Raw genomic sequence first — 25,542 nt, 5'->3', positions numbered from 1 at the left:
ATAAATGACGACAGTACTTCTAGACGGCATCCGCACCCCCTTCGGTAAGTGGAAAGGGGCCTTGAAAAAGAAATCCGCAGCAGAACTTGGGTCTCATGCGCTGAGCGCTCTATTAGAGAGAAATCCGGACGCGAAACAAGCCGATGGTGTCCTGCTCGCCCAGGTGATTCAGGCCGGGGGCGGCCAAAATCCTGCGAGACAGGCCGCTTATCAAGCGGGGGTGGATATCGCTACACCCGCCATCACACTGAACAATGTTTGTTTGGGAGGTATCGCTACAATTACCGACGCCTCCCGCAGGCTCCGATTGAATGAAGGAGAGCTGTACATCGTCGGTGGATTCGACTCGATGACGAACGCTCCTCACACCGCTCCTGTCCGGGCTTCTAACGGACTTGGTCACAGCCTGCTGAAGGACACCTTACTGAACGACGGGTTGTGGTGCGCCTTGAGTGATGTGTCGATGGGAGCTCTCACCGATGAGAAGAACCGCTCCTTCGACATCAGCCGGGAGGAACAGGATGAATACGCCGCCCTTTCCCAGCAGCGGGCAGCGGACGCTCAGAAAAATGGTTGGCTGGAGCCGGAAATCGCTCCTTTTACTGAACGACTCGCAGAAGATGAAGGCATCCGTAAAGGGACGACAGCCGAAAAATTATCAAATCTCTCTCCCGCCTTTTCACGCGAAGGCACGATCACCGCAGGCAATGCCTCTCAAATGACGGATGGCGCGAGCGTTGGGATCGTTACCACGAAGGAAAAGGCGGAAGCCCTCGGCCAACAGCCGCTGGCGGAAATCATCGACTGGTCAGAGATTGCCGGACCGGATCCGAGTTTACAAACGAAGCCATCACAGGCCATTCAGAAGCTGTTAGACAAACACCAGTTGACCACGGACGATATCGATTTGTTTGAAATCAATGAAGCCTTTGCCAGTGTCGTGATTGCCAGCTGCCGGGAGCTCGGAATTGATTATGACCGCGTCAATGTGAACGGCGGCGCGATCGCTCTCGGCCACCCGTTAGGCGGGACAGGATTCCGGCTCGTTCTGACGCTTGCCCATGAACTGAAACGACGCGGCGGAGGGAAAGGCATCGCTTCCCTTTGCGGCGGTGGCGGCCAGGGGATGGCCCTGTTGATCGACGTTCCCCATTCATAATTCGAAAGGAGACAATTCCCATGAATACACCCATTACCGCTCAGCGTTCCCCTTACCTGTGGGAACCATCAAACGAACGCATCGAACAGTCGCACATCAAAGCTTTTGCTGACTATACCAATCAGGCGCTCTTCCCTTATGATCGGTTCCACCGCTGGTCCGTTTCCCACCTTTCCGATTTTTGGTCAGCCGTATGGGATTACGCAGGGATCATTGGAGAAAAGGGAGACCGTGTGTTTGTTCCCGGTCCTTCGATGCCGGATAGTGCATGGTTTCCGGACGCCCGCTTGAATTTCGCTGAAAACCTGCTGCGCGGGTCGCTTGACCGGATCGCGGCCTATGAAGCGAATGAGGCAGGCCTCACCCGAAGCATCACGCTGCAGGAACTGAAACAATCCGTTGCCAAAGCCCAGGAAGGGTTCAAACAATTGGGTGTTCAGGAAGGTGACTGTGTCGCCGGCATCACGACGAACGATATCCAGGGACTCGTCGCTCTGCTTGCCACGACATCACTAGGCGCCACCTGGACATCCTGCTCCCCGGACTTCGGAACAAAAGGAATTGTCGACCGCATTGGTCAGGTAAAACCGAAAGTATTAATCGCGGCACTCTCCTATCAATATAAGCAGAAGCCCTTCGATATCGAAGATAAAATTAAACAGACAACCGAGCATCTGGAAGGACTATCCGCGGTCGTCACGTTCGGAGGAGAAACGTCGATCGAAGGCATTTCCACTCTATCCTGGGACGAGCTTTGCCGCAATGAAGCCGAAGAGCCAGTGTTTCAACCCGTTCCCTTTAACCATCCCCTGTATATTTTATATACATCCGGAACGACGGGGCTTCCGAAAGCGATCGTCCATTCTGTCGGAGGCACCCTCCTGCAGCATGTAAAAGAACACCAGCTCCACTGTGATGTCCAGCAGGATGATGTGTTGTTCTGGTACACCAACACCGCCTGGATGATGTATCCGTGGCTCGTTTCCGGACTCGCCAGTGAAGCCGCCATCCTGTTGTATGACGGCTCTCCCGTAAGAAAGGAATCCCTCACCCATTTGTGGGACATTGCGGATGAAGCCGGCATTACCCATTTCGGCACAAGCCCGAAGTATTTAGACACATTGATGAAAGCAGGCGTCGATTTGAAAAGCAGTCATTCGCTTCACTCCTTGAAAAGTGTGCAGTCGTGCGGGGCTCCCCTGGCACCCGAGCAGTACACCTGGATCTATCAAACCATCAAAGAGGATTTGTTCCTCGCTTCCATTTCCGGGGGCACCGAAATCATCGGCTGTTTCGTAATGGGCTCTCCGGTCCACCCTCTGAAGCAGGGCGAAATCGCCTGCAAAGCGTTGGGGATGGCGGTGGACGTCTTGGATGAGCGCGGCGCATCGGTCTACGAAGAAAAAGGCGACCTTGTGTGTACGAAACCATTCCCAAGTATGCCGCTCACCTTCTTCGGTGAAGGCGGCGACGAACGCTACAGGAAGAGCTACTTCTCCAAGCGCCCGGGGATTTGGACACACGGGGACTTAGCTGAACAAACCATCGATCAGTCCTTCATCATTTATGGACGGGCGGATACGACCTTGAATCCCGGCGGCGTCCGGATCGGAACAGCAGAAATCTACGGGGTCGTGGATCATATCAAGGACATTCAAGACAGCGTCGTATTCGGATCCCCGAAGGATCATGATGAAGAAATCGTTCTCTGTATCGTGACCGAGCAGCTGACGGAAGACTTGGCGAAAGACATCCGCGGGCAGATCCGGAAGAAGGCTTCTCCACGCCACGTTCCGAGGCGGATTTATCAAGTGGAGGAAATCCCCCACACTATCAATGGAAAAAGAGTCGAAGGAGCAGCGAAAACAGCCGCTTTGGGAGAAGAAGTGAAGAATGAAGCTTCTCTGCGCAACCCATCCAGTCTGCAGGCGTTCCGCCAGCTCTCAGAAAGGACGTTCATGTAATGACCACCGCCATCCAAGGGGCGATCACCGGCATCGGTGAATTGAAGCCCGTCCGTTATTCAGAAGGAAAAACCACCTTAAGCTTGATCGCAGAATCCGTCCGCCTCGCCGTCCAGGATGCCGGCCTTTCCAAGGATGACATCGACGGCCTCCTCGTCGGACCTCAAGTCGGGGAGACGCCGCAGCATGTGCCGGCGACGGTTTCCGAATACTTAGGCATCGATCCCACGATGTCCAACACCGTCGATCTCGGCGGAGCGACAGGGCCGGGGATGATCTGGAGAGCAGCCGCAGCCATCCAGGCAGGCATGTGTAAAACCGTCGTCTGTGTTTTGGCAAACAAAAATGAAAAAGGGGAAACACTACGCTCTCCCAACCGCAATCCGATCCGCGAATTTGATGTACCTTTTGGGGCTTCCGGAGCGAATACCTCCTATGCCCTGCTAAAACGTCAGCACATGGAAGAATACGGATCCACTCAGGAAGACTTTGCAAGAATCGCTTGGTGGCACAGAAAAAATGCCCAGCTGAACCCGGATGCGATTTTTTATAATAAGCCGCTCGACCTTAAAGATATTCTTGCCTCTCCGATGATTTCCGATCCGCTTCACATGTTGGAAATCGTCATGCCTGTGGCCGGGGGAGCAGCCGTTGTGGTCACTTCTCCGGAGAAAGCAGTGAAAGGGAAGCATAAGCCGGTTTATCTGAAAGGAGCGGGGGAAAAAATCACCCACCGCGCGGTCAGTCAGGCACCAGACCTGGACGCCCTGCCCTTCCACGCTTCCATTCCAAGAGCGCTGGAACAAGCCGGGACAAACGTGGAAGAGATCGACCTTTTCTCCTTGTATGACTGTTATACGAGCGTCGTCGCCATCACCCTGGAGAGTGCAGGATTGTGTAAGCCCGGGGAGTTCGGAGAGTTCGTCAAAAACCACAGCTTCGGCCATGACGGGGATTATCCATTAAACACCCACGGCGGCCAGCTGGGCTTCGGCCAGGCCGACCTGGCCGGCGGTATGTCCCATGTGGTAGAAGCCGTCCATCAATTGCGAGGCGAAGCCGGGAACCGTCAAATCCCGGATGCCGCACAGGCCCTTGTGACAGGAAACGGCGCCACATTAAGCGAAACAACAGCCCTCGTGTTAGGAGGAGAACAATGAGCCAGCAGCCAAATATTTCACTGCCCGGTCCAACGATCACCCCCATCAGCCAGCCTTTTTGGGAGAGCATCCAGGCCGGACATCTCAGCCTTCAGCAGTGTGACAAGTGTGAGCAGTGGGTCTTCTATCCCCGCGCACACTGTCCCCACTGTTTTCATGATTCGTTAACATGGAAACAAGCATCCGGACGAGGAAAGTTGAAAACTTGGAGCGTCATCCACCGTGCGGGACATCCCGCCTGGCAGGCCCATACGCCTTATGTCGTCGGCGTCGTCGCCCTTGAAGAAGGACCTTCCTTATTAACGCACGTCCTGGTAGAAGAAGACGCCTTAACTCATAACCTGAACGTCGAAATCGACATTACTGACGTCGGTCCGCACCCCTTGCCATTCTTTAAAAAACAGGAGGAAACCCCATGATCCTTACGTACTTCATCGCAGTGGCTCTATTCTGGCTGCTCGGATTAATCCTATGGAAGAATTTCTACACGACGAAGAAAGGAGAACGTTAACCGATGCTTACAAGCTCCAGCGTATTACTATGGACCGTCATTCTTTTACTAGCTGTATACTTTGCCGCTGTGACGTGGGTCGGTAAAAAAGGCCGGGCGCACAGCCAGTCGATGGCCGGCTTTGCCACCGCCCGCGGAAAAGTGAGCCCCTGGCTTGTCGGCGCTAGTTTCGCCACCAGTTACGCCAGTGCCAACCTGTTCATCGGTGTCCCGGGACTCGCCTACGAACACGGAACCGCCGTCCTCTGGTACACCCTCGGCTGCTTTGGTGTCAGCTGGGTGGGACTGCTACTCTTTGCCAAAACGTTCTGGCGGTACGGAAAAAAATTCGGTCACGTCTCGACCCTTCCCGAGTGGCTTGGGAAGCGTTATAACTCGAAAGCCCTGCAGGCGATCGTCTCTTTACTGATCTTATTCAATGTGTATTATATCGTCGGGCAGAATGTCGGGCTTGCGACCATCTTTGAAACCGTCATCGGTATCCCCTACTCCTGGGGCATCATCATCGGTGTCGCCATCACGATTCTGTACATCGGTCTTGGCGGCGCCTTCGCACAGATCATTACCGACGGCATCCAGGGCATTCTGATGGCCATCACTTCCATCTTCATCGTCGTATCCTTTTTCTGGACAATCGGTGGAGGATGGAACGTCTTCGGTGTGCTCACCGACCGCCTCCACAGCATCGATCCGAATCTGACCGCCGCCATTGCCGACAGCGGCCCCTATAACAGTGCGCTCGCGATTATGGCCGTCCAGTTCCTGCTCTTCAGTTTCGTACTGATGCCGCACCTGTTAAACAAAGTGCTCTCGATTGAGAAAGAGGAAGATCTCGCTCCATTCACCTTATCCGCAGGACTGGTGCTGTGCATCATATCCACGCTCATGGTCCTCGGCGGACTCGCCGCCCGCGTCCTGTTCCCGAGCCTGCAGAGTGCCGATGCAGCGATTCCGACCTATGTCATCGAAGCCTTCCCGAGTTTCATCGCAGCCATCATGATCGTCGGCATCATCTCCGCGATCTTATCGAGCACAGACAGCCTGTACCTAGGCATCACGACAAGCATCGGCAACGACTTGTACCGCGTCGTCGCACCGATCCTGTCCTCGAAGAAAATGTCCGCCCAGGAGCTGGACAACAAGTCATTGAAAGTAGCTAAAGGATCCCTGATCGTCGTCGGCCTGCTGTCCCTCTACTTCTCCCTGGAACGACCTGAATCGCTGGCCTACCTGATCCAGTTCAGCTTCTCCGCGATCATATCCGGGATCATCGCACCGATCACCCTCGGGTATTTCTGGAACCGGGCGAATCACTACGGCGCAATCGCCGCTGTCGTTACGGGTGCTTCCTTATATGTCGCCTTTACGACGCTGAACGTATTCGGAAACATCTTTATTGCCATGTTCTTCAGTGCCGCTGCGGCCTTTGTCATTATGGGGGTTGTGAGCGTGTTGACTGGTAAAGCGAAGGAAGAAAACCTGGTGCTTGAGAAATCCAGTTAATTTTCCATATATCAAAAAAAGATCTATAAAAGAAGCGTATCACCTCTGGTAGAAACCTAAGGTGATACGCTTCTTTTTATGTTAAATACTCATGAGGTAAAGAAAGACATTCTCAGTGAACCTGACCGCCAGCCTTTATGGTCCCGCTTTTTCCCCATAAAAAAGGAATCCTTTTTTAAAGAAAGCGGCAACTTGACTCATCGTCTATGGTTGTTCCTTCCAATCCATACGATGATTTTCTTATGAAACCAATACCTCATACACTCATCCAAAAAGCAGTCGGAAAACACTTAAGGGATCTACGGTTAGCGCAGGGGCTTTCCCAGGAAGAACTGGCGTACCGAGCTGGCATGCACCCTACGTATATCAGCGGCATAGAACGCGGACGAAGAAACCCGTCCATTACGAACTTCTACTATTTAGCTCATGCGCTGGACGTCCACCCAAAACAACTGATCCCTTCCATTCCATTAGACAGTAAAGGGGAGGAAAACGATGACTGATTCTATAAAGAAAGAGTATCTACTCCTCCCCACTTCAACTTCTTCCATCTATATTGAATTCCTCGGCCAAAATCCTGTTATGGCCATGACCACTTGGAAACAGACCTATATTAAAGCAGAGGCCTCGACGAAAACTGAAGTCATTCAAGAGATACTAACTATGATAAAAAATGACCCTTATACTTTCTGAATCCAGAATCCATAACATGTTTATATGAACACTTACACATATATTATAAAAGTGTAGTGTCATTCATCAACAAAACACCGTCCTAATAATTAGGTAGTCAGCATCGACCATACAGAATTTTCTTCACACAAAAAGTCCCCCTCATTTTACATGAGGGGGCTACTTCATTACTTAACTGTTATCTTTTTTTCATAGTATTTAACATACCAATCAGCGAATCGCTGCAAGCCATCTTGGATGGTAGTCTCTGGCTTAAAACCTACAGCTTTTTGGAGTTGTTCCGTTGATGCGTAGGTCGCTGGAACATCTCCTGGTTTAATGGGTTCATACTCTTTAATAAACTCTATTTTTTGACCAAGAGCATTACTTAAAGCAGCTTCCAAAGAGTGGATGAATGTCATTAACTTTTCAGGGCTGTTGTTACCAATGTTGAAGACTTTATGTGGAGCTCCCTCTTCCTTACCAGGTTCATTGCTTAATAGACGCTCAATACCAATCACGATATCGTCAATATAGGTGAAGTCACGATATAAATCATTTTCAAAGTCACCATTGTTGAAAATCTTAATTGGTTCTCCTGCGAAGAATTTATCCGTAAAGCCGAAATAAGCCATGTCCGGGCGTCCCATAGGGCCGTATACGGTAAAGAACCGAAGACCTGTTGCAGGTATATCATACAAATGACTGTATGTATGAGCCATTAGTTCATTAGACTTTTTCGTTGATGCATATAGAGATACAGGGTTATCAACAAAATCTGATTCTTCAAAAGGCACTTTCTTATTGGCACCATACACAGAACTCGAAGATGCATACACTAAGTGGTCGACCGGATAATGACGGCAGGCTTCTAAGACATTGTAGAAACCAATCATATTACTTTGGATATAAGCATCTGGGTTTTCAATAGAATACCGTACCCCTGCTTGGGCTGCTAAGTTTACTACAATCTGCGGTTTGTGCTCTTTGAAAATATTCTCTAATGCGTCTTTATTAGAAATATCCTCTTTAATGAACGTAAACTTTTCAAAAGGGGCTAATGACTCAAGACGAGTGTGTTTAAGGTTAACATCATAGTAATCGTTAATGTTATCCACACCAATTACTCGACAGCCTTGCTTTAGCAATTGCTTAGAAAGGTAATAGCCAACGAATCCTGCTGCACCAGTAACTAAATACATTTTATTCGTATTAAGTGGTTTGCAACTCATGATTGCGCTCCTTTGAAGACAACTCTCTTTGACCTGGTTGACGTCCGATGGAGTGATACTCTACTCCAGCATCCTTCATTTCTTTCACATCGTAGACGTTTCGCCCGTCATATACTAAAGAAGTTCTCATTAGATTCTTGTATTGTTCTGGAGTTAAGGCTTTTATATCTCCCCACTCTGTAAAGACAAAGCAAACATTCGCATCTTTTAGAGCTTCCTCAACGTTTTCTACATAAGTGATCGTACCTTTTCCGTTTTTACCTTCTGGGAACACTTTTGCAAAGTTTTCTGCTCCTACTGGGTCGAAAGCAAAAATGTCGGCTCCTTGTTCCAATAGAAGAGGAACATTTTCAAGTGAAGGTGCTTCGCGCAAATCATCCGTGCCTGGTTTGAAGGTCAATCCCAGCACTGCAACTTTTAATCCATTAAATGTAATAAGGCGATTGCTTGCTTTCTTGTAAAGCACCGTTTTTTGTTCTTTATTAATATCAATAGCAGCTTTTACCGTTTTGAGCTCATATCCATTCTGTTGAGCCAAATAGTCAAGGGCTTGTGTATCTTTAGGGAAACAGGAACCTCCAAAACCAATTCCAGCGTTTAAGAACTTAGAACCTATGCGTTCATCATAGCTCATCCCTTTTGCTACATCTTGGATGTCTGCTCCCACTAGTTCACAAAGGTTGGCTATATCATTCATATAAGAGATCTTCAAAGCTAAGAAGTCATTAGATGCATACTTGATCATCTCTGCCGATCTTCGATTAACAGATACAATTGGAAGATTGAAAGGCTTATAGATTTCTTTAAGAACGTTCTCAGCCCATTCTGTTTCCGTGCCTAGGATAATTCTCTCTGCATGAAGAGTATCATGAACAGCAGAGCCTTGAGCTAGGAATTCAGGGTTGGATGCAACCTCTACATTTACATCGTTAACCAGAAAATCTTGAATGAATTGTTCAACTTTATCGTTCGTTCCTACCGGTACCGTGGATTTAACAACAACCAAGCAATCTTTTTCTACGGATTCAGCGACTTGTCTAGCGACTGTAGCTATGTATGATAAATCTGCAGATCCATCAGGCTTTTCTGGTGTCCCTACTCCAAGAAAGACTGCATCTGCATCTTTGTATGCAGATTTATAATCGGTCGTATACTGAATGCGACCTTCCGCATAATTTTTTTGCATTAGTTCCTGCAATCCTTCTTCATAGATCGGAGAAGTTCCAGACTCCATTAATTCTACTTTTTCTTGATCAATATCTACGCAAGTTACATGGTGTCCCATTTCTGCAAAACAGACTCCAGCTACTAAACCAACGTATCCTGTTCCTGCCACAGCAATATTATACACATTTATGCCCCCTCAATTAAGTTTACAAGTTCCAGTAAGAATACCCTCGCTTTTCAATTTCTGACTTATCCAAAATACTCTTAACATCGATCACCACTTTTTCCCTATTATCAAAATTACCATAGCACGCATCTATATCATCCCAGCTCATGTTGGCAAATTCATTATGGGCTACTGCAAAGATTAAACAATCTGCTTCTGACACATCTTCCATATCAATCATTTTCACATCGTACTCTTCTTCAATATGACGCTTTGATTCAGCTTGGGGATCCACAATAACTGGTTTTACACCGTATTCTTTTAAAGATGATATAATATCAAATACCTTAGAATTCCTAATATCAGGGCAATTTTCTTTAAAAGTCATACCTAATATAATAACCTTGCTATCCTTAATAAGCTTATTAGCCTTAATCATCTTTTTTATAGTAGCTTCTGCCACAAACTCTCCCATTGAATCATTAATTTTTCGGCCGGACAAAACAATTTGACTATGATAGCCTAATCTTTCTGCTTCATAAATAAAATAGTATGGGTCCACTCCTATACAATGGCCACCAACCAACCCCGGGGTGAAGCCGAGTGCATTCCACTTAGTATTCATAGCATCTACCACATCATTAGTATTAATATTCATTCTATCGAAAACCATTGCCAATTCATTCATAAATGCAATATTTATATCCCTTTGGCTATTTTCAACAACTTTTGCAGCTTCAGCAACTTTTATAGAACTAGCTTTATGTACTCCAGCTTCAATAACTAATTCATATAAATCGGATAATTCATTAGTGGTTTCTTTATCGATACCAGACACAATTTTAATAATTTTCTCCAGTGTGTGCACTTTATCGCCAGGATTTATTCTCTCCGGGGAATAACCTACTTTAAAATCCACACCGCACTTCAAGCCTGATTCTTTTTCTAATATAGGAATGCAAATGTCTTCTGTTACCCCTGGATAAACAGTTGATTCATATACTACAGTAGAACCTTTAGTTAAATTTTTTCCAACTATTCTGCTAGCTCCTTCAACAGGAGAGAGGTTTGGAGTTTTGTCATTATTAATAGGTGTAGGAACAGCTACAATGTGTATTTTGGAGTCTTTTATATCCAGCTCATTTGAAGTGAAAATAATCTCACTTTTTTTAATTTCTTCATCTCCAATTTCTTTTGTTGGGTCTATACCAGACTTGTAGAGTTCCACTTTCTCCTTATTTATATCAAAACCAATAACTTTTATCTTCTTAGCAAACGCTACTGCTAAAGGCATTCCTACATAACCTAATCCTACTACGGATATAGATTCTTTTTTGCTTAGTAAATCTTCATATAATGACATAATCTAACCTCATTTCAATAATTATAGTTATTTTTTGTTAGCATAATACATCACTGCGAAATAATACAATATATATACAACTGAAAATGAACTTGATATTAATACTAAATAGCTTTCTACTTCATACATAAGAACTTTTGAAGCAACAAAGCAGAGTATAGATGAAACTATAAACATAGCTTGTAAAATTAACTCTAAATGTTGTTTGTTGACAACTTGTAATCCATAGGCAATTGTATTCACTATAAACCTTATACCAAACATAGGTGCTAAAATTTGCACATACACCCCAGCTTGCCCCCATCCTTCTCCAAATAATAATTCAAAACCAAATGGAGATAAAAAATACAACAACAAAACCATAGGAATAGCAATTAAAAGTAATATAAAGCTAGTTTTTTTGAAGCTGTCCGCAAATTTCCCAGTACTGTCATATTCTCTAGAAGCCTCTTCAAAAAAAACTTTAGCAATATTTTTACTCATTACAGTAAGTGGTAATCCCAAGACTTTATAAGAAATAGAGTAAAAGCCCAGAACTGTTAAACCATACAATGATTCTATAAACAGAGCTATAGATGCATAAGAAAACCTATTTGAAAAAGTAGCTGGTGCGGAATATATAGGTAATTTCTTGTGTTTTTTCATTACACTTATTATATTAGCTCGTTTTACATTAAGTATGTCTCTAATGTAAGGTCTAATTTTAGACGATTGTTTTTTCAAACCAAATAACATACCTATAACATGAGATATTAATAAGCCGAAAACTCCAAACTTCAAAAAACCTAACGTAACTGATCCTATATTTTGCGCGAAAGATTTTCTTACATAAACTGAGGTCATAATTTTGTATTCTTTATAACGATTATTATATGATTCTAAAATTCTCATAAGACCGTTTATGATTAACATAAAAAATATAAGAACAACAGCGTATGTATAATTGCTATATTCTTGTTTATAACCAAAATAATATGAACCATATAATAAAGTAGCAAGAATGCTAAAGAAAAATGTAATTATAAAAGAAAGCTTAATTATTGGAAATATATTTTTTTCTTTTGGTTCAGAAACTATAGATATGTCATACCTTCCGCAAATTATACCCCCAAATATACTTTCTGCTGTTAAAACTAAGGCATATACTCCCAACTCTTCGGGGGTATATATTCTAGTTAATAGGGGCGACACCAATATAACCAAAGCTTGAGCCAATATTGAACCTGAAGTCAAAGTTATAATTGCTCTTACAAAATTGCTATTTTTCAAACTTTTTAAGTACATTAAATATTTTCCTCTTTTAGTACTGAGGTGATACCCTTTAAATACTCTTGTGACATTTTTTTATTAGTTAAATTTCTTACAGTTTCCTTAGCGTTCATCTTAATTCTTTGCTGTTCTTTGACACTCAATCGTAAAACCTTATCTATAGTTTCTTTAATGGCTTCTACATCTTTTGAATCAGTTAAAAACCCATTATGACCATCAATAATTACACCATCTATCCCTTGACCTTTTGTTCCAATTACTATATTATCAGCAGCCATTGCTTCTAAGTAGACTAATCCTAGCGTTTCTTTTTTACTAACCATTAAAAATACATCTGATTCTTTCATTAACTCAAATGTTTGGTCTCTACTAACTCTACCTGAAAAATGAACTTTATTAGATATACTAAGTTTATTTGAAAGCTTAGTGAGGTTTTTCATTTCACTTCCATCACCAATAATATTGAAAGAATAATTCGTATCTTTAGGAAGCATACTTAATGCTTCTAAACTTTTCTGTACATTCTTATTCTTATCCAATATACCCGCATATAGTATTTTAACCTTTGACTCTAAACTATAACTTGAATTACCGACACCGCTTGATATGTAACCTTCAGGTATCCCAGATAAGCAAATAAAAGATTTGGCGTGCCAACCGATTAATTTAATAAATTCGTCTCTGATTACATAAGATCTAAATCCTAATGCATCAAAGTCCTCAAAGTAAGCCTTCCAAAATTCAAGGTTTTGTCTATTCTTTATATTCTTTATATCGAACGAGTGAACAATTGCTACTTTCTGTTTTCTGTACTCCTTTCCTAAGATTGCATAATAGTAAGTAGGAAAGTGAACTACCAATACCTCTGGTGTGAAGTTTTTATCATCAAGATATTGTTTAGTAACCTTTTTAAACTTATCGACTATATATGGAAAAGATTTAAGAGATTTAGGTAATAATAATAAATTTTCAAAAAAAAGTATATCATTACCATAGCTATCTTCACTTAAATACTCTTGATAATCTAATGGACTACTTATTGCTTTACTTAACTTACTCCACGCACTCTTAAAGCCGTGCATATATGAATGTATTATTAGAATGTTGCTCCCGTGAAAACTTTCTAACAAGTAATGGACTGCCTTTGTATCTTCATATAAATCGTTACGATGGTATATTGGATAAAAAGGCGTTATTATAATTATATTTTTCTTATTCATTATCATCTAACTTTCTTAATATTTTCGCCGGATTACCTACTAAAATACAGTTTCCTTCTGGAAAACTTTTAGTTACTATTGAGCCTGCACCTACTACGGTATTATCCCCAAGTTCTACGCCGGGTAGTATAGTTGAATTCATTCCTACCCAACAATTTTCACCTAAAATGATTGACTTACCCTTTTCATGATTGTCTAAATCTCCAATCTTATGGTTTTGAGTAATTAATCCAACATTTGGTGCTATATATGTACCCGATTTTATAACAATATCAGCATTAAAATTTTGGAAATAGCAACCGAAATTCTGGAAGTTATTCAAGTCATTGACATCAAATTTTAAGTTTTCGATCTTTCCTAGATTATTCCGATGAGAAACCGGAAATGGTATTTTTCTGTTATAACCTACAATTTTCTGCATGAATATACTTTTCCAACACCATTTCCATCCTTTTATATTATCTTCAAACCATCTCCCTCTAAGGTATTTCTTATCATAAAAAACGTACATTATAGGCTTCGAAATTAATATATATATTTTTTTTAGTATATATTTTACATTCACCCTATGATACCTCTTTTTTATTATATTTTGCTAAGAATAAGTTAGGTTCACTATAAACTTTCATCTTTCGATATATATATACCAATACTATTAACAATACAACGACATCTAAACGGTTTCTAATAACAGCAGAAGGGTCTGCATTATTCAATATATTTACTATCGACAGAGAAATTCTAAATAAAATTATTTTTATTGCTAAGTTATCATTAAAAAAATAAAATATTTGATCCAACTTGCGTAATATTTTACCTGTTATAAAACTGAATATTATTAAGGTAATATAACCAAGTTGATAATAGTTTAATGTTAGGAAATCTACTGGTATTCCTCCTGAAGGAATAACTCCCAAAAAGTCCCCATATGCACTAGTGTTGAAGTTTGAAACAGAAATAAGAGATTCTTTACTTATACCTACAGGGTCTAAAAACATACTAGGTATCATAGTAAACGGCCATATTATATAATCCAAAGCGTACCGAAAACCTGAGTAACTTACCAAGTCTTCTCTAAGTACGAAGTTGGTAAAAGGATAACTAAATTCACTTAAGAACAAGGTGATGAAACTTCTTCTTTCATCCATATCAAATTGACCATATGATAAATATTGAAATAAAGCATCCAAGTAATTCAAGAGGAATATTCCTAAAGCGAATAGAACAGTTATGCCTACAAAACTTTTCTTCCTACTTTTATTAAAGGTTAGAAGAAAGGGTAAGAAAAAGATAATTAGTGGCGCACGACCTTGGTTGTATAATAAGAATAGAATTGAAAACAACAATGATATTAACAATTTCGAAAAAATAATCTTACTTTTTTTTAATCTATATAAATAGAAATATAAGAATGGTGTGACAAGTATAATTACAGAAAGAGTAACTAATTGTAAAGCCCCGGATGATATATAGTCTGTTGGTGATTTGTCTAAACCTCTGGTTAATGTGCCCAACATTAAGTATTTGTCCAACGACCCTACTTCCATAATTAATATAAGGATTGATGTTACACTAATTAATAAAAGAGCATCTGTAACATAACCAATTTTTTTATGCAAGGCTGGGATGTAACTTATCTTCTCCTTAGTTATGTTTCGATTTTTATTTGATCGAATTTTCACATTATAAGAAAACACGACAATTAATAAACATGCTAAACACAAGAGCATATTAAAATATAATTCAGAATCACTAACATTATTTAAAAGCTGCGTAAATAAAGATGTATCATCACGTTGTTTTTTAAAAAAAGTTTGGAAGAAAGGTGTTACAATATAAAACATTGTAAAAGTTAAAATGAAAATACTTAAACCGTTAAATCCATTTTTAGAAATAATTTTCTTAACATAAAGATAAATTATTATGAAAAGTAGCACATAACTGATAAAAGATATATATGAAAATATACTATCAAATCCCATAATTCACTCCTTGAAGGTTTATATTTTAAACCCATAGCTCTTCTTAGAGACTTTTCTATAACCTAAATGAATAAAATATCTAATAATATCTACGCCACTTAAATCATTTTTTTTCACTACTTTTATTGCTCCCAAGAAGTCTTTCTTTGACAGTATCCTATACCTGAATAATTGAAGATTTATGATTTTATAAAATTTTCTTTTCTCTTCTTTACTAAATTCCTCAATAAAAGGTTTAAACGTTTTTAAATAATGCTTAGTGATCTTATCCATGTCAAAATTTCTCTCACCAGGGTTTGGATGACGGTGATATATAAGCCCCATTTCATCTACATATGCTATTTTATATTTTTTTAATAACCTCACAGCAAATTCTATATCCTGGTTTCTTTTAAATGATTCATCAAAACCACCTATATCCTCAAAAGCACTTCTTCGGACCATTAAATTAGATCCAGCTTGTATAAATAAATTTCTACAGAGCTCTTCGAAATATAAATTACCTTCCCTATTCTCATAGCAGATGGTATCAATTTTTCCTTTTCTTAATCGCTTATATTTGGTGTAGCACACCCCCCATTCAGGGCCTTTCGATTCTAGACAATTCACCTGGCTTAACACTTTATTAGGTAGAAACTCATCATCATCGTCTAAAAACATAATATACTCGCCTTTTGAATATTTGGCTCCTGTATTTCTTGCCACAGAACCATTTTTGTTTTTTTCGTGCTTAATATAAATCACTCTTGAGTTTTCTTTATACTTTAACATAACCTCTTCTGTTTCTATTCTTTCTGGAGTATTAGGATTATTATCATCTACAATTATCACTTCGAGGTTTGAATATGTTTGATTCAGAACTGAATCAATTGCTCTAGTTAAAGTTAAAGGTCTCATATATGTAGGTATAACCACACTTACTAATTTCCCCCGCATAGTAATAGTCCTTTCTATTTATTGAGTTATTTTTTTAATTTCTTTAAGATAACTTTTCACTACAATATTTCTATCAAACTCAATCTCTACTTTTTTTCTAGATGCTAAACTCATTTGCTTTCTTCTTTCTACGGATAGATTGATGAATTTCTCTATTTTTACAATGAGATCATTTGTGTCTTTTTCATTAACAAGATAACCATTATATCCATCATCTACAATTTCTTTACATCCTGGTCTATTAGTAGTTATTGCTGGTCGGCCACATGCAGCACTTTCTAATAAAACATTAGACATACCTTCCGGGTAATAGGTCGGATGAATAGTGCAATGAGACACAGAATGAAATTTCCTTACATCACTTTGCATACCATGGTATCTAACAATACCTTGTTCATGTAAGGCGTTTATTTTTGATTTATAGTCTTGTTCGCAATATCCTAAAATATGAAATTCAGTATTAGGATATTTATTTTTTATATATTCAGCAGCGCTTAGATATTCTTCGATGCCTTTTTCCTTCATGATCCTAGCGATAAATAAAAATTCAATTTTATTCTTAGCAGGGTATTCTAAGAATTTATAGTATTCTAAGTTCACACCTGATCCAGGTATAATTTTTGAATTGCTTTTTAAAATTTTATTCTTTCTAAAGACTTTTTTATTGTATTCGTTTTGAAAATAAACACATTTAGATTTTCTTAACGATATCTTGTATAAAAACAATGTTATTTTTCTTAGAAGTGTATCATTTTCAACTGCTGTACCTAACCCCGTAATATTAGTTAAATATGGAACTCCTAACAATTGACACGCTAACCCTCCATAAACATTTGGTTTAATTGTATATGTCAGTACTACCTTTGGGCTAATTCTTTTAATAATCTTTCTATACCTAACAAGTAGTTTTATATCTTCTAAAGGATTTCTACCTCTTCTACTTAGAGGTGTTTCAATAAATTTTGCACCAAGAGCTTCTAATTTTGGGACAAAGTCACCATTAGGGAGAGAAATATAAACCTCATATTTTTTAACTAAATCTTCTATTAATTCTTTTCTAAATTTGTATAATCCTATGTCGTTATTTGCGAGTATTAAAACCTTGTCCAAACCTAAGCTCTCCTTGCTGGGACACCTATATATGTCCCCGGTTCTTTTAAGTTATTTATTACTACAGCACCTGCGCCTATATTGCAATCAGAGTCTATCCAGATATTATTAATTGCTGTACTCCCAATACCAAACCATGTTCGGGATCCTACGTATACTGTACCTGCTAAGCTTACATTAGGTGATATGTGGACGAATTCATCTAATATGTTGTCATGATCTATAGATGCGTTGGTGTTTACAATACACCCTGTACCTATTGTACTACCTGAGTTTATTATTGCACCCGGCATTATTACAGATCCTTCTCCTATTTCAACTTCCTTTCCTATAACAGAGGCAGGGTGTATAAGAGTCGCAAGTGATGCTCCCTTTTCTTTCAATTTTTTTTGTATTGTTTGTCTAATTAAATTATCACCAATTGCCACTATAAATTCGGAGCAATCTACAAAATTCCAAGCATCTTTTATAACTCCTTTAATAGGGTATCCCAACAATGTGGTACGATTTGAATTATCATCAAAAAAATATATTTTTTCCCACACATTCATGCGGTATGCCACATCCGCTACAACTTTACCATGTCCACTTGCACCTATAATAATTAATTTATTCTTTTTATTCTTGACCTTCATTATTATTACCTCTAAAAGGTTTAACAGTGGGTGCTTCCGAAGAATTAATTCCCTCTCTAATAAAAACCTTTTTAATAGTAGCAAACATGATTTGAATATCTTTAATTAATGAAACATTATCTACATAGTAAACATCTAAATCAAACTTTTCTTGCCAACTTATAGCATTTCGACCATTTACTTGAGCTAGACCTGTAAGGCCTGGTTTAACCTCTTGCCTACGTCTTTGATGGGAATTATACAAAGAAAGATAGCTCATTAACAAAGGTCTCGGGCCAACAATAGACATATCCCCTTTTATTATGTTAAATAATTCTGGCAATTCGTCTAACGATGTAGATCTTAATATTTTACCAAACTTAGTTAAACGAGCATGATCCGGTAGCGGTTGGCCTCTTTCATCCTTTTTATCAGTCATTGTTCTAAATTTATACATGTAGAAAGGCTTTCCATCGAGACCTGGACGTTCTTGTCTAAACAAAATTGGAGACCCAATTTTGTTTTTAACTAACAAAGAAACTGCTAAAATAAGAGGACTAAATAAAATAATGGCTATTAAAGAAAGGATAATGTCGAGTAATCTTTTAAAGGAGCGTTCATAAAAGCCTTTTTCGTTTTTATTCATTATTTCCTCCATAAAGTTTTAACTATTCTTACAACTTTATCTAGTTCACTATCAGTCATTTTTGTATCAGATGGCAAGCAAATCCCCCTATGGAATAAATCTTCGGAAACTCTCTTACCAATATAAGGATACTTTATAAAATATGGTTGCATGTGCATTGGTTTCCATACTGGCCTAGATTCTATGTTTTCTTTTTCTAACGCATCTATGACATCATTTGGACTTACTCGACCTCTTAAACACATAGCACTTAACCAATAATTAGGATCATCCCATTCATTTACTGGCATAAAATCAATATCTTCATAGTCTCCAAGCTCTCTCTTATAATATTCAAATATATATTTTTTCTTCTCAACCCTCTTATTTAAAACCTTAAGTTGACCTCTACCAATACCAGCAACTACGTTGCTCATACGGTAGTTAAACCCTAGTTCGCTATGCTGATAGTGTCTTGCTTTATCTCTTGATTGAGTAGACCAAAAACGTGCTTTATCTATCTTATCTTTATTATTAGATACTAGCATCCCACCACCTGATGTCGTAATGATTTTATTTCCATTAAATGAAAATATTCCATAATCTCCAAATGTTCCTGTATGTTGTCCCTTGTAGTAACCACCTAATGATTCTGCTGCATCTTCAATAACAATGACATTATACCTATTGCAAACTTCCATTATCCGATCCATATCCGCAGAAAGTCCATATAAATGAACGACTATAACTGCTTTTACACCTGGATATTGCTTAAATGCTTCTTCAAGAGCGTTTGGGCATATATTCCAAGTTTCATAGTTACTGTCTATAAATACAGGGGTGGCATTTTGATAAATTATAGGATTTGCTGTAGCCGAAAAAGTTAATGTTGGGCAAAAGACTATATCTCCTTCACCAACACCTGCTGCCTTTAAAGCTAAATGAATAGCAGCTGTTCCTGAAGTTAGAGCTGTAGCTGATTTTACGCTAACTTTTTCTGCGAGTTCTCTCTCAAATTCATCTACATTTGTTCCCAATGGAGCAATCCAATTAGTATCAAATGCTTCTTGAACAAATTTTTGTTCATAGCCTTCATCACTCATATGAGGGGATGAAAGAAAAATGCGATTTCCCATAATTGAAATCTTCCTTCCATTTTTTATCTACTATTTTGTTTGTTTGGACTTTTATATATCTTTCTTATAAACAACTCCAAGCAAACCAACTTACGTTTCTTCATTATTAGAAGGTTGCCTAAAGGCAACCTTCTTTACATTCCATTAATTAATGGGTACATTTGTTTTCTTCAAAATGTCCCCCATATAACTTATAACATCATCTTTTAGTTCAGTACGCTCCAACGCAAGCTCCAGCGTCGTCTGTACAAACCCAAGTTTTTCACCAACATCATAACGCTTCCCTTCAAAATCATAAGCGAATACACGCTGTATTTCATTCAACCTCTGGATAGCATCCGTCAACTGAACTTCACCCCCAGCACCTTTCTCTTGCTTATCAAGGAACATAAAAATCTCAGGATTCAATACGTAACGACCCATTATAGCTAAATTTGAAGGGGCAGTACCTTGTTTAGGCTTTTCAACAAAAGTACTTACCTGATATCGGCGACCATCTTGTTCTTGAGGATCAATAATACCATAACGATGTGTTTCTTCATCCAACACTGACTGTACACCAATTACAGAAGAAAGTGTGTCTTCATACTGATCCATCAGCTGACGAAGGCAGGGCCTTTCAGCACGTACAATATCATCTCCAAGGAGGACAGCAAATGGTTCATCACCAATAAACTTACGCGCACACCAAACAGCATGTCCTAGACCTTTAGGCTCTTTCTGACGAATAAAGTGAATTTCCACATTAGAAGTCGCATTCACTTTTTCAAGAAGGTCATACTTTTCTTTCTGCATTAAATTATCTTCAAGCTCAAAATTTTTATCAAAGTGATCCTCAATGGCTCGTTTCCCTTTTCCCGTGACGATAATGATATCCTCTATACCAGATTCAATCGCCTCTTCAACGATATATTGAATTGTAGGCTTATCAACAATCGGCAACATTTCTTTTGGCATTGCTTTTGTGGCGGGAAGAAAACGAGTTCCTAACCCGGCTGCTGGAATAATTGCTTTTTTTACCTTTTTCATTACGAAATCCCCCTTACAACCCTATAAAACTTGTTCCATGATTTTTTCACTCGATGGTAATCTGTTATTAGCTAAGTCAATAGAATACTTTTTCAAATCTTCAACTCTGCTCTCTGAATGATGCTCAACTAAATATTCAACAAGTTTATAATCAAAATCCACTGTCTTACCAATAAAGATTTTAGGAAACACCGGGTCCTTATTAACTTCTTTATCACTTAATAGCTCCTCGTACATCTTCTCACCTGGACGTATGCCATTGAACTGAATAGGAATCTGCTCCTCGGTAAACCCGGAAAGGTGTATTAAATTCTTCGCCAAATCGACAATCTTTACAGGTTCGCCCATGTCCAGCACAAACACTTCCCCACCACGAGCAAGAGCCCCTGCTTGAAGCACCAACCTCGAAGCTTCCGGTATCGTCATGAAGTAGCGGGTCATATCAGGGTGAGTAACGGTAACCGGGCCACCTTCAGCAATCTGCTTTTTAAATAGCGGAATCACACTTCCTCGGCTTCCGAGCACATTCCCAAACCGCACAGCCACAAACTTTGTCTGGCTTTGTCTACTTAGGTTCTGCACAACCATTTCTGCAATACGTTTCGTAGACCCCATCACGTTAGGAGGGTTGACCGCTTTGTCAGTTGAAACAAGAACAAAGGTTTTTACCCCTGCATGGTGAGCAGCTTCTGCAACATTTTTCGTTCCAATAATATTATTCTTGACTGCTTCTTTCGGATTCGCTTCCATTAATGGGACATGCTTATGAGCAGCTGCGTGATATATATAAGACGGTGCAAAATCTCTTACGACTTGGAAAATACGTTCTCGGTCCTGAACATCTGCAATGACGGTCACAAGTTCAGTGTCAATATCGTACAGTTTTAACTCCATATGGATCGTATAAATGCTGTTTTCCCCATGTCCAAGTAAAATAATTCGTTCCGGACTGAATTTGACGAGCTGCCGACAAATTTCAGACCCTATACTTCCACCGGCACCTGTGACCATGACGGTCTGCCCTTTGACTTCTGATTCTATGGAACCGATATCGAGTTCGACAGGTTCACGACCTAGAAGGTCTTCAATTTGCACATCGCGGATTTGATTAACAGATACATTACCCATCGCAATATCTTCAATCATAGGGAGAGTTTGTACATTTTTCACCACTTGTTTTGACTCAGTAATAATTTCTTTAATACGCTCATTACTTACAGAAGGCATAGCGAGGACAATGTGATTCACTTGATAATCACTTGCGATGGTTTTAATTTCACTAGTACTCCCAAATACCGGAAGATTAGCAACTGTTAGATGGTGCATTGTGAAATCATCGTCTACAAACCCAACAAGTTCATTTTGGACTTCATTGGAATTCATCATCTGCCTGGCAAGCATTCTTCCCGCAGACCCAGCTCCAACAATAAGTGTTCGTTGATGGTTAGGATCCTTTTTAATAATCCGGGCTTTTTTTAATTTGGGATTAATTGTAAAACCATATGTCTTATAATACTGCCACGCGAATCTAACTCCACCAATAAGTAAAATATGTAACATCCAAGTAACTACAAGGGCCCTCTCATATATAGCCCCAAATGAAATTAACTGAATGAGAGCAGCAGCAATAATTGATAAAGTAACGACAGATATTATTCCTATAAGTTCCTCTGTGCTTGCGTAACGCCATTTTTTCTTATACATCCCAAAAACACTTGAAAATAAATGATGACTAACTAACAGCGATAAGGATAAAACCAACATAACTCCATCGAAAACCGCAACATAGGGATTAAGGAAAAAATGGGACATATAGATGGAGAAGGAAACAATGAGTGAATCTATCAATATTAATAAAAGAAGCCTTCTTCTATATGCAGTGGTCAATGAACTTCCTCCTTTTTAAATTGTCTTTGAGTCATGGCTTTCTCTATTTCTCTATGTAAGATGTATAACTTTTCTTCAGGGGCTTCATATTTAATATATCGAATGGTTTTGATGACTGATTTTGGAAGTTTCTTCAATGAAAGCTACCTCTTTTCTAATTGTGATACAACCCTGATAATTCCTACAACTGTAACTCTTTTGTAACAAATTTGATTGTACCATTTTCCACCATTCAAAAGAAGACCTGTGACGCAGATTTTTACATAACTTTTATATAAAATGTAAAAGTTTGTTATGAATACGCTTTCAATATTGTTCAAAAAAAGAAAAAGGGCACAAGCAAGATAGTTCCATGTACCCTTTCCCATTAGATTAGAGGTTAAATACACCTAAAAATTTAGATTTTTTAATATGCTTAGGTGGATCAGATGCTAACACTTTACCATCCACCACATCTTCTGCGTTTTCCATCAATATATAAACCATATCATTTCCAAACTTCTTATGAATCTCTTCGTATGCCTCTTTCATACAAAACCCCCGGGTCTTTGTATTATGAGCATCTGAAGCTACTAAATGTGCTAGGTTCGCTTCCAAGAGCTGCTCTGAGAACTTTTTGATTTTCTTCCCAAAATGCCCACAGAGACTGCCGGCGGTGACCTGAGTGTAGGCTCCCTTTTTCACGAAAGAATATAGTATATCCGGATTTTCTATAATCTGTTTATTACGCTCCGGATGGGCGATGACGGGGCTGTACCCTGCTACCTGCAGGTCAAAGAATAGCTGCTCGGCATAACGAGGAACAGAGCTGGATGGAAATTCTACCAGGACGTACTTCGTTTTATCATCTATAGCTAGGATTTCATTGGCTTCAAGCCCTTGGACCATTTCACCGTAGATACGGTTTTCCTGACCGGGTAGCACTTCTAAATCGATACCATGTTCTTGAAATGTCCGATTCAGTTCAGCCACTTGAATCAAAATGTCATGTTTATAATTATCATAGGCACCATTTTTATGGTGCGGCGTCGCTACAATTGTTGTAATTCCATCGGCGACCGCTGCTTCGGCCATCTGAATACTTTCTTCTATCGTTTGAGCACCATCATCTACACCAGGCAGAATATGACTGTGAATATCAATCATGGTAAACTCCCCTTTCTTATTCCAACCTATCAAACTAGTTTTTTATAAACTAACGCCGATTATATCAAGAATAAGCATGGATATGAAGAACAAAGCAATGACATTTGTTATAATTTTGTAGAATTATGTGACTGAAGTTATACCCAGTGAGTCTATTAAAAAAAGAAGGCCTAAGACCTTCCTTTTTTATTGCCCATAATAATAGTAGTAGTTGCTCGACTTAATATCCTGGTCGTTCAATACTACACCAAGGATATTGGCCTGGGACTGCTCCAGCTGTTCTTTTGCCTTCACCGCAGAATCTTTCTCTGTCTGTTTACTGCGTACAACGAGAAGAACTCCATCAACGAAGTTTCCAAGCACCTGTGAATCGGTTACAGCATGAACCGGCGGTGTATCAAAAATGATCATGTCATATGTCTGTTTGGCTTCTTCAATGAATTCCTTCATTTTATTAGAGCCAAGTAACTCTGATGGGTTTGGTGGAATGGGACCGCATGTGATGACATCCAGCTTATTTAAGTCGGTATGATTAGCGATTTCAGATACTTTCTGGGCACCAATCAAGTAATTACTCAAACCAATCGTATTCGGTACACGGAACGTATAATGAATCGTCGGTTTTCGCAAGTCTGCATCCACGAGGAGAACCCTTTTCCCCTGCTGGGCAAAGACAACCGCCACGTTGGCCGTTGTGACTGACTTCCCTTCTGAAGGGTTGGCAGAGGTGACAACCATCGTTTCCAAGTCTTTATCGACTGAAGTAAACTGAAGGTTCGTTCGGATGGTCCGGAACTGTTCGGCAATTGGAGATTTCGGATTGTTCTTTGTAACTAGATTCTTCGCTCTTGTATTTGTCGTCGTTGCTGCTGCTTTCTTCTTACGTGCCAACTGATTCACCCCTCATTTCAGATACGCGGTTCTTTGACTTCCGAGCCTTCCCTGGATCAACCGTATCATCTGATGTGATCGTGGAAACGACACCCATAACCGGAAGGCCGAGTGCATCTTCGATATCCGTTTCAGACTTGATCGAGTTGTCGAGGTACTCCAATAAGAAGGCAAGACCGACACCAATCATTAACCCAACCACTAAAGCAATCGCAATGTTTAAAGCTGTATTCGGGCTTACAGGTGTTGGATTCGATCCCACATCAGCTGTAGACAGGACATTAATGTTGTCAACTCCGTTCATCAACTGCGGAATTTCCTGTTTAAATACTTCTACGGTCGTATTGGCAATATCAGCGGCCAGCATAGCATTTTCATCCGTTGCGGTAACGTTCACAACCTGGGACTGTTCCGCATTTGTGACAGACAACTTGCTGGATAGAGTTCCCGCTGTCATATCAAGATTCAATTCATCGGCCACCTGGTCGAGAATTCGCGGGCTTTGAATGATAACGTTGTATGTATTGATAAGTTCGACGTTCGAGCGTATCTCGTTGATATCGTAAGCAGCACTCTGGTCTTGGTTGCTGGACTGGTTCACAATAAACTGGGACGATGATTCATACGTGGGTGTCAGAACAAACAATGTAATTAAGGCACTAATGACCGCTGCTCCAGCTGCTAAGCCGACGATCAGCCACACTCTTTTTTTGATCACCTCGAAAATTTCTTTCAAGGAAATGGTCTCTTCCATTAATAAACCTCCAATATTTGTCGAATTTACAGATAGGAACATTATA

General features: G+C 40.1%; 24 protein-coding genes. 7 read left to right on the top strand and 17 right to left on the bottom strand.

Translation table 11 applies throughout. The features are described from left to right. Positions 1-4 precede the first annotated feature (4 nt). The 7 genes from ACXADP_RS04550 (at position 5) to ACXADP_RS04520 (ending at position 6,990) form a co-directional block, all read left to right on the top strand. Entirely contained in the window at positions 5-1,159 is a 1,155-nt protein-coding gene (locus ACXADP_RS04550) for an acetyl-CoA C-acyltransferase (protein ID WP_474970933.1), read from the top strand. Positions 1,160-1,179: 20 nt separating this feature from the next. Then, the gene (locus ACXADP_RS04545; protein WP_474970932.1) at positions 1,180-3,123 is read left to right on the top strand and encodes an acetoacetate--CoA ligase; all 1,944 of its coding nucleotides are present in this window, start codon (positions 1,180-1,182) and stop codon (positions 3,121-3,123) included. Further along, complete coding sequence (locus ACXADP_RS04540) at positions 3,123-4,283, top strand: thiolase family protein (RefSeq protein ID WP_474970931.1); 1,161 nt, start codon at positions 3,123-3,125, stop codon at positions 4,281-4,283. Before ACXADP_RS04545 ends, ACXADP_RS04540 begins: the two co-directional genes overlap by 1 nt. Next, the gene (locus ACXADP_RS04535; protein WP_474970930.1) at positions 4,280-4,702 is read left to right on the top strand and encodes a Zn-ribbon domain-containing OB-fold protein; all 423 of its coding nucleotides are present in this window, start codon (positions 4,280-4,282) and stop codon (positions 4,700-4,702) included. Before ACXADP_RS04540 ends, ACXADP_RS04535 begins: the two co-directional genes overlap by 4 nt. Positions 4,703-4,797: 95 nt before the next feature. Continuing rightward, the gene (locus tag ACXADP_RS04530) at positions 4,798-6,297 is read left to right on the top strand and encodes a sodium:solute symporter family transporter (protein WP_474970929.1); all 1,500 of its coding nucleotides are present in this window, start codon (positions 4,798-4,800) and stop codon (positions 6,295-6,297) included. A gap of 242 nt (positions 6,298-6,539) precedes the next feature. Next, positions 6,540-6,800, top strand: coding sequence for a helix-turn-helix domain-containing protein (locus ACXADP_RS04525; protein WP_474970928.1), 261 nt, complete (start codon positions 6,540-6,542; stop codon positions 6,798-6,800). Beyond that, a complete protein-coding gene (locus ACXADP_RS04520; RefSeq protein WP_474970927.1) occupies positions 6,793-6,990 on the top strand; it encodes a hypothetical protein in 198 nt (65 codons plus the stop codon). Before ACXADP_RS04525 ends, ACXADP_RS04520 begins: the two co-directional genes overlap by 8 nt. Before the next feature lie 167 nt (positions 6,991-7,157). On the opposite strand, the gene ACXADP_RS04515 is transcribed toward ACXADP_RS04520, so the two are convergent. The 17 genes from ACXADP_RS04515 to ACXADP_RS04435 form a co-directional block, all read right to left on the bottom strand. Next, positions 7,158-8,201, bottom strand: a complete 1,044-nt coding sequence (locus tag ACXADP_RS04515) for a GDP-mannose 4,6-dehydratase (RefSeq protein WP_474970926.1) — start codon at positions 8,199-8,201, stop codon at positions 7,158-7,160. Continuing rightward, complete coding sequence (locus ACXADP_RS04510) at positions 8,182-9,552, bottom strand: UDP-glucose dehydrogenase family protein (protein WP_474970925.1); 1,371 nt, start codon at positions 9,550-9,552, stop codon at positions 8,182-8,184. The genes ACXADP_RS04515 and ACXADP_RS04510 overlap by 20 nt, the downstream gene beginning before the upstream one ends. A 22-nt stretch (positions 9,553-9,574) precedes the next feature. Next, on the bottom strand, positions 9,575-10,897 hold the full coding sequence (locus tag ACXADP_RS04505) for a nucleotide sugar dehydrogenase (protein WP_474970924.1): 1,323 nt from the start codon (positions 10,895-10,897) through the stop codon (positions 9,575-9,577). Between the two features lie 27 nt (positions 10,898-10,924). Then, complete coding sequence (locus ACXADP_RS04500; protein ID WP_474970923.1) at positions 10,925-12,181, bottom strand: lipopolysaccharide biosynthesis protein; 1,257 nt, start codon at positions 12,179-12,181, stop codon at positions 10,925-10,927. After that, the gene (locus ACXADP_RS04495) at positions 12,181-13,386 is read right to left on the bottom strand and encodes a glycosyltransferase (RefSeq protein WP_474970922.1); all 1,206 of its coding nucleotides are present in this window, start codon (positions 13,384-13,386) and stop codon (positions 12,181-12,183) included. Before ACXADP_RS04495 ends, ACXADP_RS04500 begins: the two co-directional genes overlap by 1 nt. Next, positions 13,379-13,951, bottom strand: a complete 573-nt coding sequence (locus tag ACXADP_RS04490; protein WP_474970921.1) for an acyltransferase — start codon at positions 13,949-13,951, stop codon at positions 13,379-13,381. Before ACXADP_RS04490 ends, ACXADP_RS04495 begins: the two co-directional genes overlap by 8 nt. Before the next feature lies 1 nt (position 13,952). Continuing rightward, positions 13,953-15,368, bottom strand: coding sequence for a hypothetical protein (locus tag ACXADP_RS04485; protein ID WP_474970920.1), 1,416 nt, complete (start codon positions 15,366-15,368; stop codon positions 13,953-13,955). A gap of 18 nt (positions 15,369-15,386) precedes the next feature. Next, entirely contained in the window at positions 15,387-16,304 is a 918-nt protein-coding gene (locus tag ACXADP_RS04480) for a glycosyltransferase family 2 protein (RefSeq protein ID WP_474970919.1), read from the bottom strand. Between the two features lie 18 nt (positions 16,305-16,322). Beyond that, complete coding sequence (locus ACXADP_RS04475) at positions 16,323-17,414, bottom strand: glycosyltransferase family 4 protein (protein ID WP_474970918.1); 1,092 nt, start codon at positions 17,412-17,414, stop codon at positions 16,323-16,325. A gap of 2 nt (positions 17,415-17,416) precedes the next feature. Next, the gene (locus ACXADP_RS04470) at positions 17,417-18,049 is read right to left on the bottom strand and encodes an acetyltransferase (RefSeq protein ID WP_474970917.1); all 633 of its coding nucleotides are present in this window, start codon (positions 18,047-18,049) and stop codon (positions 17,417-17,419) included. Then, complete coding sequence (locus tag ACXADP_RS04465; RefSeq protein ID WP_474970916.1) at positions 18,033-18,674, bottom strand: sugar transferase; 642 nt, start codon at positions 18,672-18,674, stop codon at positions 18,033-18,035. Before ACXADP_RS04465 ends, ACXADP_RS04470 begins: the two co-directional genes overlap by 17 nt. Continuing rightward, the gene (locus tag ACXADP_RS04460; protein WP_474970915.1) at positions 18,674-19,789 is read right to left on the bottom strand and encodes a DegT/DnrJ/EryC1/StrS family aminotransferase; all 1,116 of its coding nucleotides are present in this window, start codon (positions 19,787-19,789) and stop codon (positions 18,674-18,676) included. The genes ACXADP_RS04465 and ACXADP_RS04460 overlap by 1 nt, the downstream gene beginning before the upstream one ends. A 144-nt stretch (positions 19,790-19,933) precedes the next feature. After that, positions 19,934-20,818: a UTP--glucose-1-phosphate uridylyltransferase GalU gene (gene galU, locus ACXADP_RS04455; protein WP_474970914.1), complete on the bottom strand. Its 885-nt coding sequence runs from the start codon at positions 20,816-20,818 to the stop codon at positions 19,934-19,936. 21 nt (positions 20,819-20,839) lie between these two features. Next, the gene (locus ACXADP_RS04450; RefSeq protein WP_474970913.1) at positions 20,840-22,705 is read right to left on the bottom strand and encodes a polysaccharide biosynthesis protein; all 1,866 of its coding nucleotides are present in this window, start codon (positions 22,703-22,705) and stop codon (positions 20,840-20,842) included. A 372-nt stretch (positions 22,706-23,077) separates the two neighbouring features. Beyond that, positions 23,078-23,851, bottom strand: a complete 774-nt coding sequence (locus ACXADP_RS04445) for a tyrosine-protein phosphatase (RefSeq protein WP_474970912.1) — start codon at positions 23,849-23,851, stop codon at positions 23,078-23,080. Positions 23,852-24,037: 186 nt separating this feature from the next. Next, a complete protein-coding gene (locus ACXADP_RS04440) occupies positions 24,038-24,742 on the bottom strand; it encodes a CpsD/CapB family tyrosine-protein kinase (protein ID WP_474969646.1) in 705 nt (234 codons plus the stop codon). Continuing rightward, a complete protein-coding gene (locus tag ACXADP_RS04435; protein ID WP_474970911.1) occupies positions 24,732-25,496 on the bottom strand; it encodes a YveK family protein in 765 nt (254 codons plus the stop codon). Before ACXADP_RS04435 ends, ACXADP_RS04440 begins: the two co-directional genes overlap by 11 nt. Positions 25,497-25,542 lie beyond the last annotated feature (46 nt).

The organism is Halobacillus sp. AWH4_228 (genome assembly GCF_056158365.1).
Note: the sequence above shows the minus strand (reverse complement) of the source record. Positions and strands in the feature narration are given on the sequence as shown.

Coding starts and splice junctions, on each gene's coding strand:
- ACXADP_RS04550 (WP_474970933.1), top strand. CDS start 5: ATGACGACAGTACTTCTAGACGGCATCCGCACCCCCTTCGGTAAGTGG.
- ACXADP_RS04545 (WP_474970932.1), top strand. CDS start 1,180: ATGAATACACCCATTACCGCTCAGCGTTCCCCTTACCTGTGGGAACCA.
- ACXADP_RS04540 (WP_474970931.1), top strand. CDS start 3,123: ATGACCACCGCCATCCAAGGGGCGATCACCGGCATCGGTGAATTGAAG.
- ACXADP_RS04535 (WP_474970930.1), top strand. CDS start 4,280: ATGAGCCAGCAGCCAAATATTTCACTGCCCGGTCCAACGATCACCCCC.
- ACXADP_RS04530 (WP_474970929.1), top strand. CDS start 4,798: ATGCTTACAAGCTCCAGCGTATTACTATGGACCGTCATTCTTTTACTA.
- ACXADP_RS04525 (WP_474970928.1), top strand. CDS start 6,540: ATGAAACCAATACCTCATACACTCATCCAAAAAGCAGTCGGAAAACAC.
- ACXADP_RS04520 (WP_474970927.1), top strand. CDS start 6,793: ATGACTGATTCTATAAAGAAAGAGTATCTACTCCTCCCCACTTCAACT.
- ACXADP_RS04515 (WP_474970926.1), bottom strand. CDS start 8,201: ATGAGTTGCAAACCACTTAATACGAATAAAATGTATTTAGTTACTGGT.
- ACXADP_RS04505 (WP_474970924.1), bottom strand. CDS start 10,897: ATGTCATTATATGAAGATTTACTAAGCAAAAAAGAATCTATATCCGTA.
- ACXADP_RS04500 (WP_474970923.1), bottom strand. CDS start 12,181: ATGTACTTAAAAAGTTTGAAAAATAGCAATTTTGTAAGAGCAATTATA.
- ACXADP_RS04495 (WP_474970922.1), bottom strand. CDS start 13,386: ATGAATAAGAAAAATATAATTATAATAACGCCTTTTTATCCAATATAC.
- ACXADP_RS04485 (WP_474970920.1), bottom strand. CDS start 15,368: ATGGGATTTGATAGTATATTTTCATATATATCTTTTATCAGTTATGTG.
- ACXADP_RS04480 (WP_474970919.1), bottom strand. CDS start 16,304: ATGCGGGGGAAATTAGTAAGTGTGGTTATACCTACATATATGAGACCT.
- ACXADP_RS04470 (WP_474970917.1), bottom strand. CDS start 18,049: ATGAAGGTCAAGAATAAAAAGAATAAATTAATTATTATAGGTGCAAGT.
- ACXADP_RS04465 (WP_474970916.1), bottom strand. CDS start 18,674: ATGAATAAAAACGAAAAAGGCTTTTATGAACGCTCCTTTAAAAGATTA.
- ACXADP_RS04460 (WP_474970915.1), bottom strand. CDS start 19,789: ATGGGAAATCGCATTTTTCTTTCATCCCCTCATATGAGTGATGAAGGC.
- galU (WP_474970914.1), bottom strand. CDS start 20,818: ATGAAAAAGGTAAAAAAAGCAATTATTCCAGCAGCCGGGTTAGGAACT.
- ACXADP_RS04445 (WP_474970912.1), bottom strand. CDS start 23,851: ATGATTGATATTCACAGTCATATTCTGCCTGGTGTAGATGATGGTGCT.
- ACXADP_RS04435 (WP_474970911.1), bottom strand. CDS start 25,496: ATGGAAGAGACCATTTCCTTGAAAGAAATTTTCGAGGTGATCAAAAAA.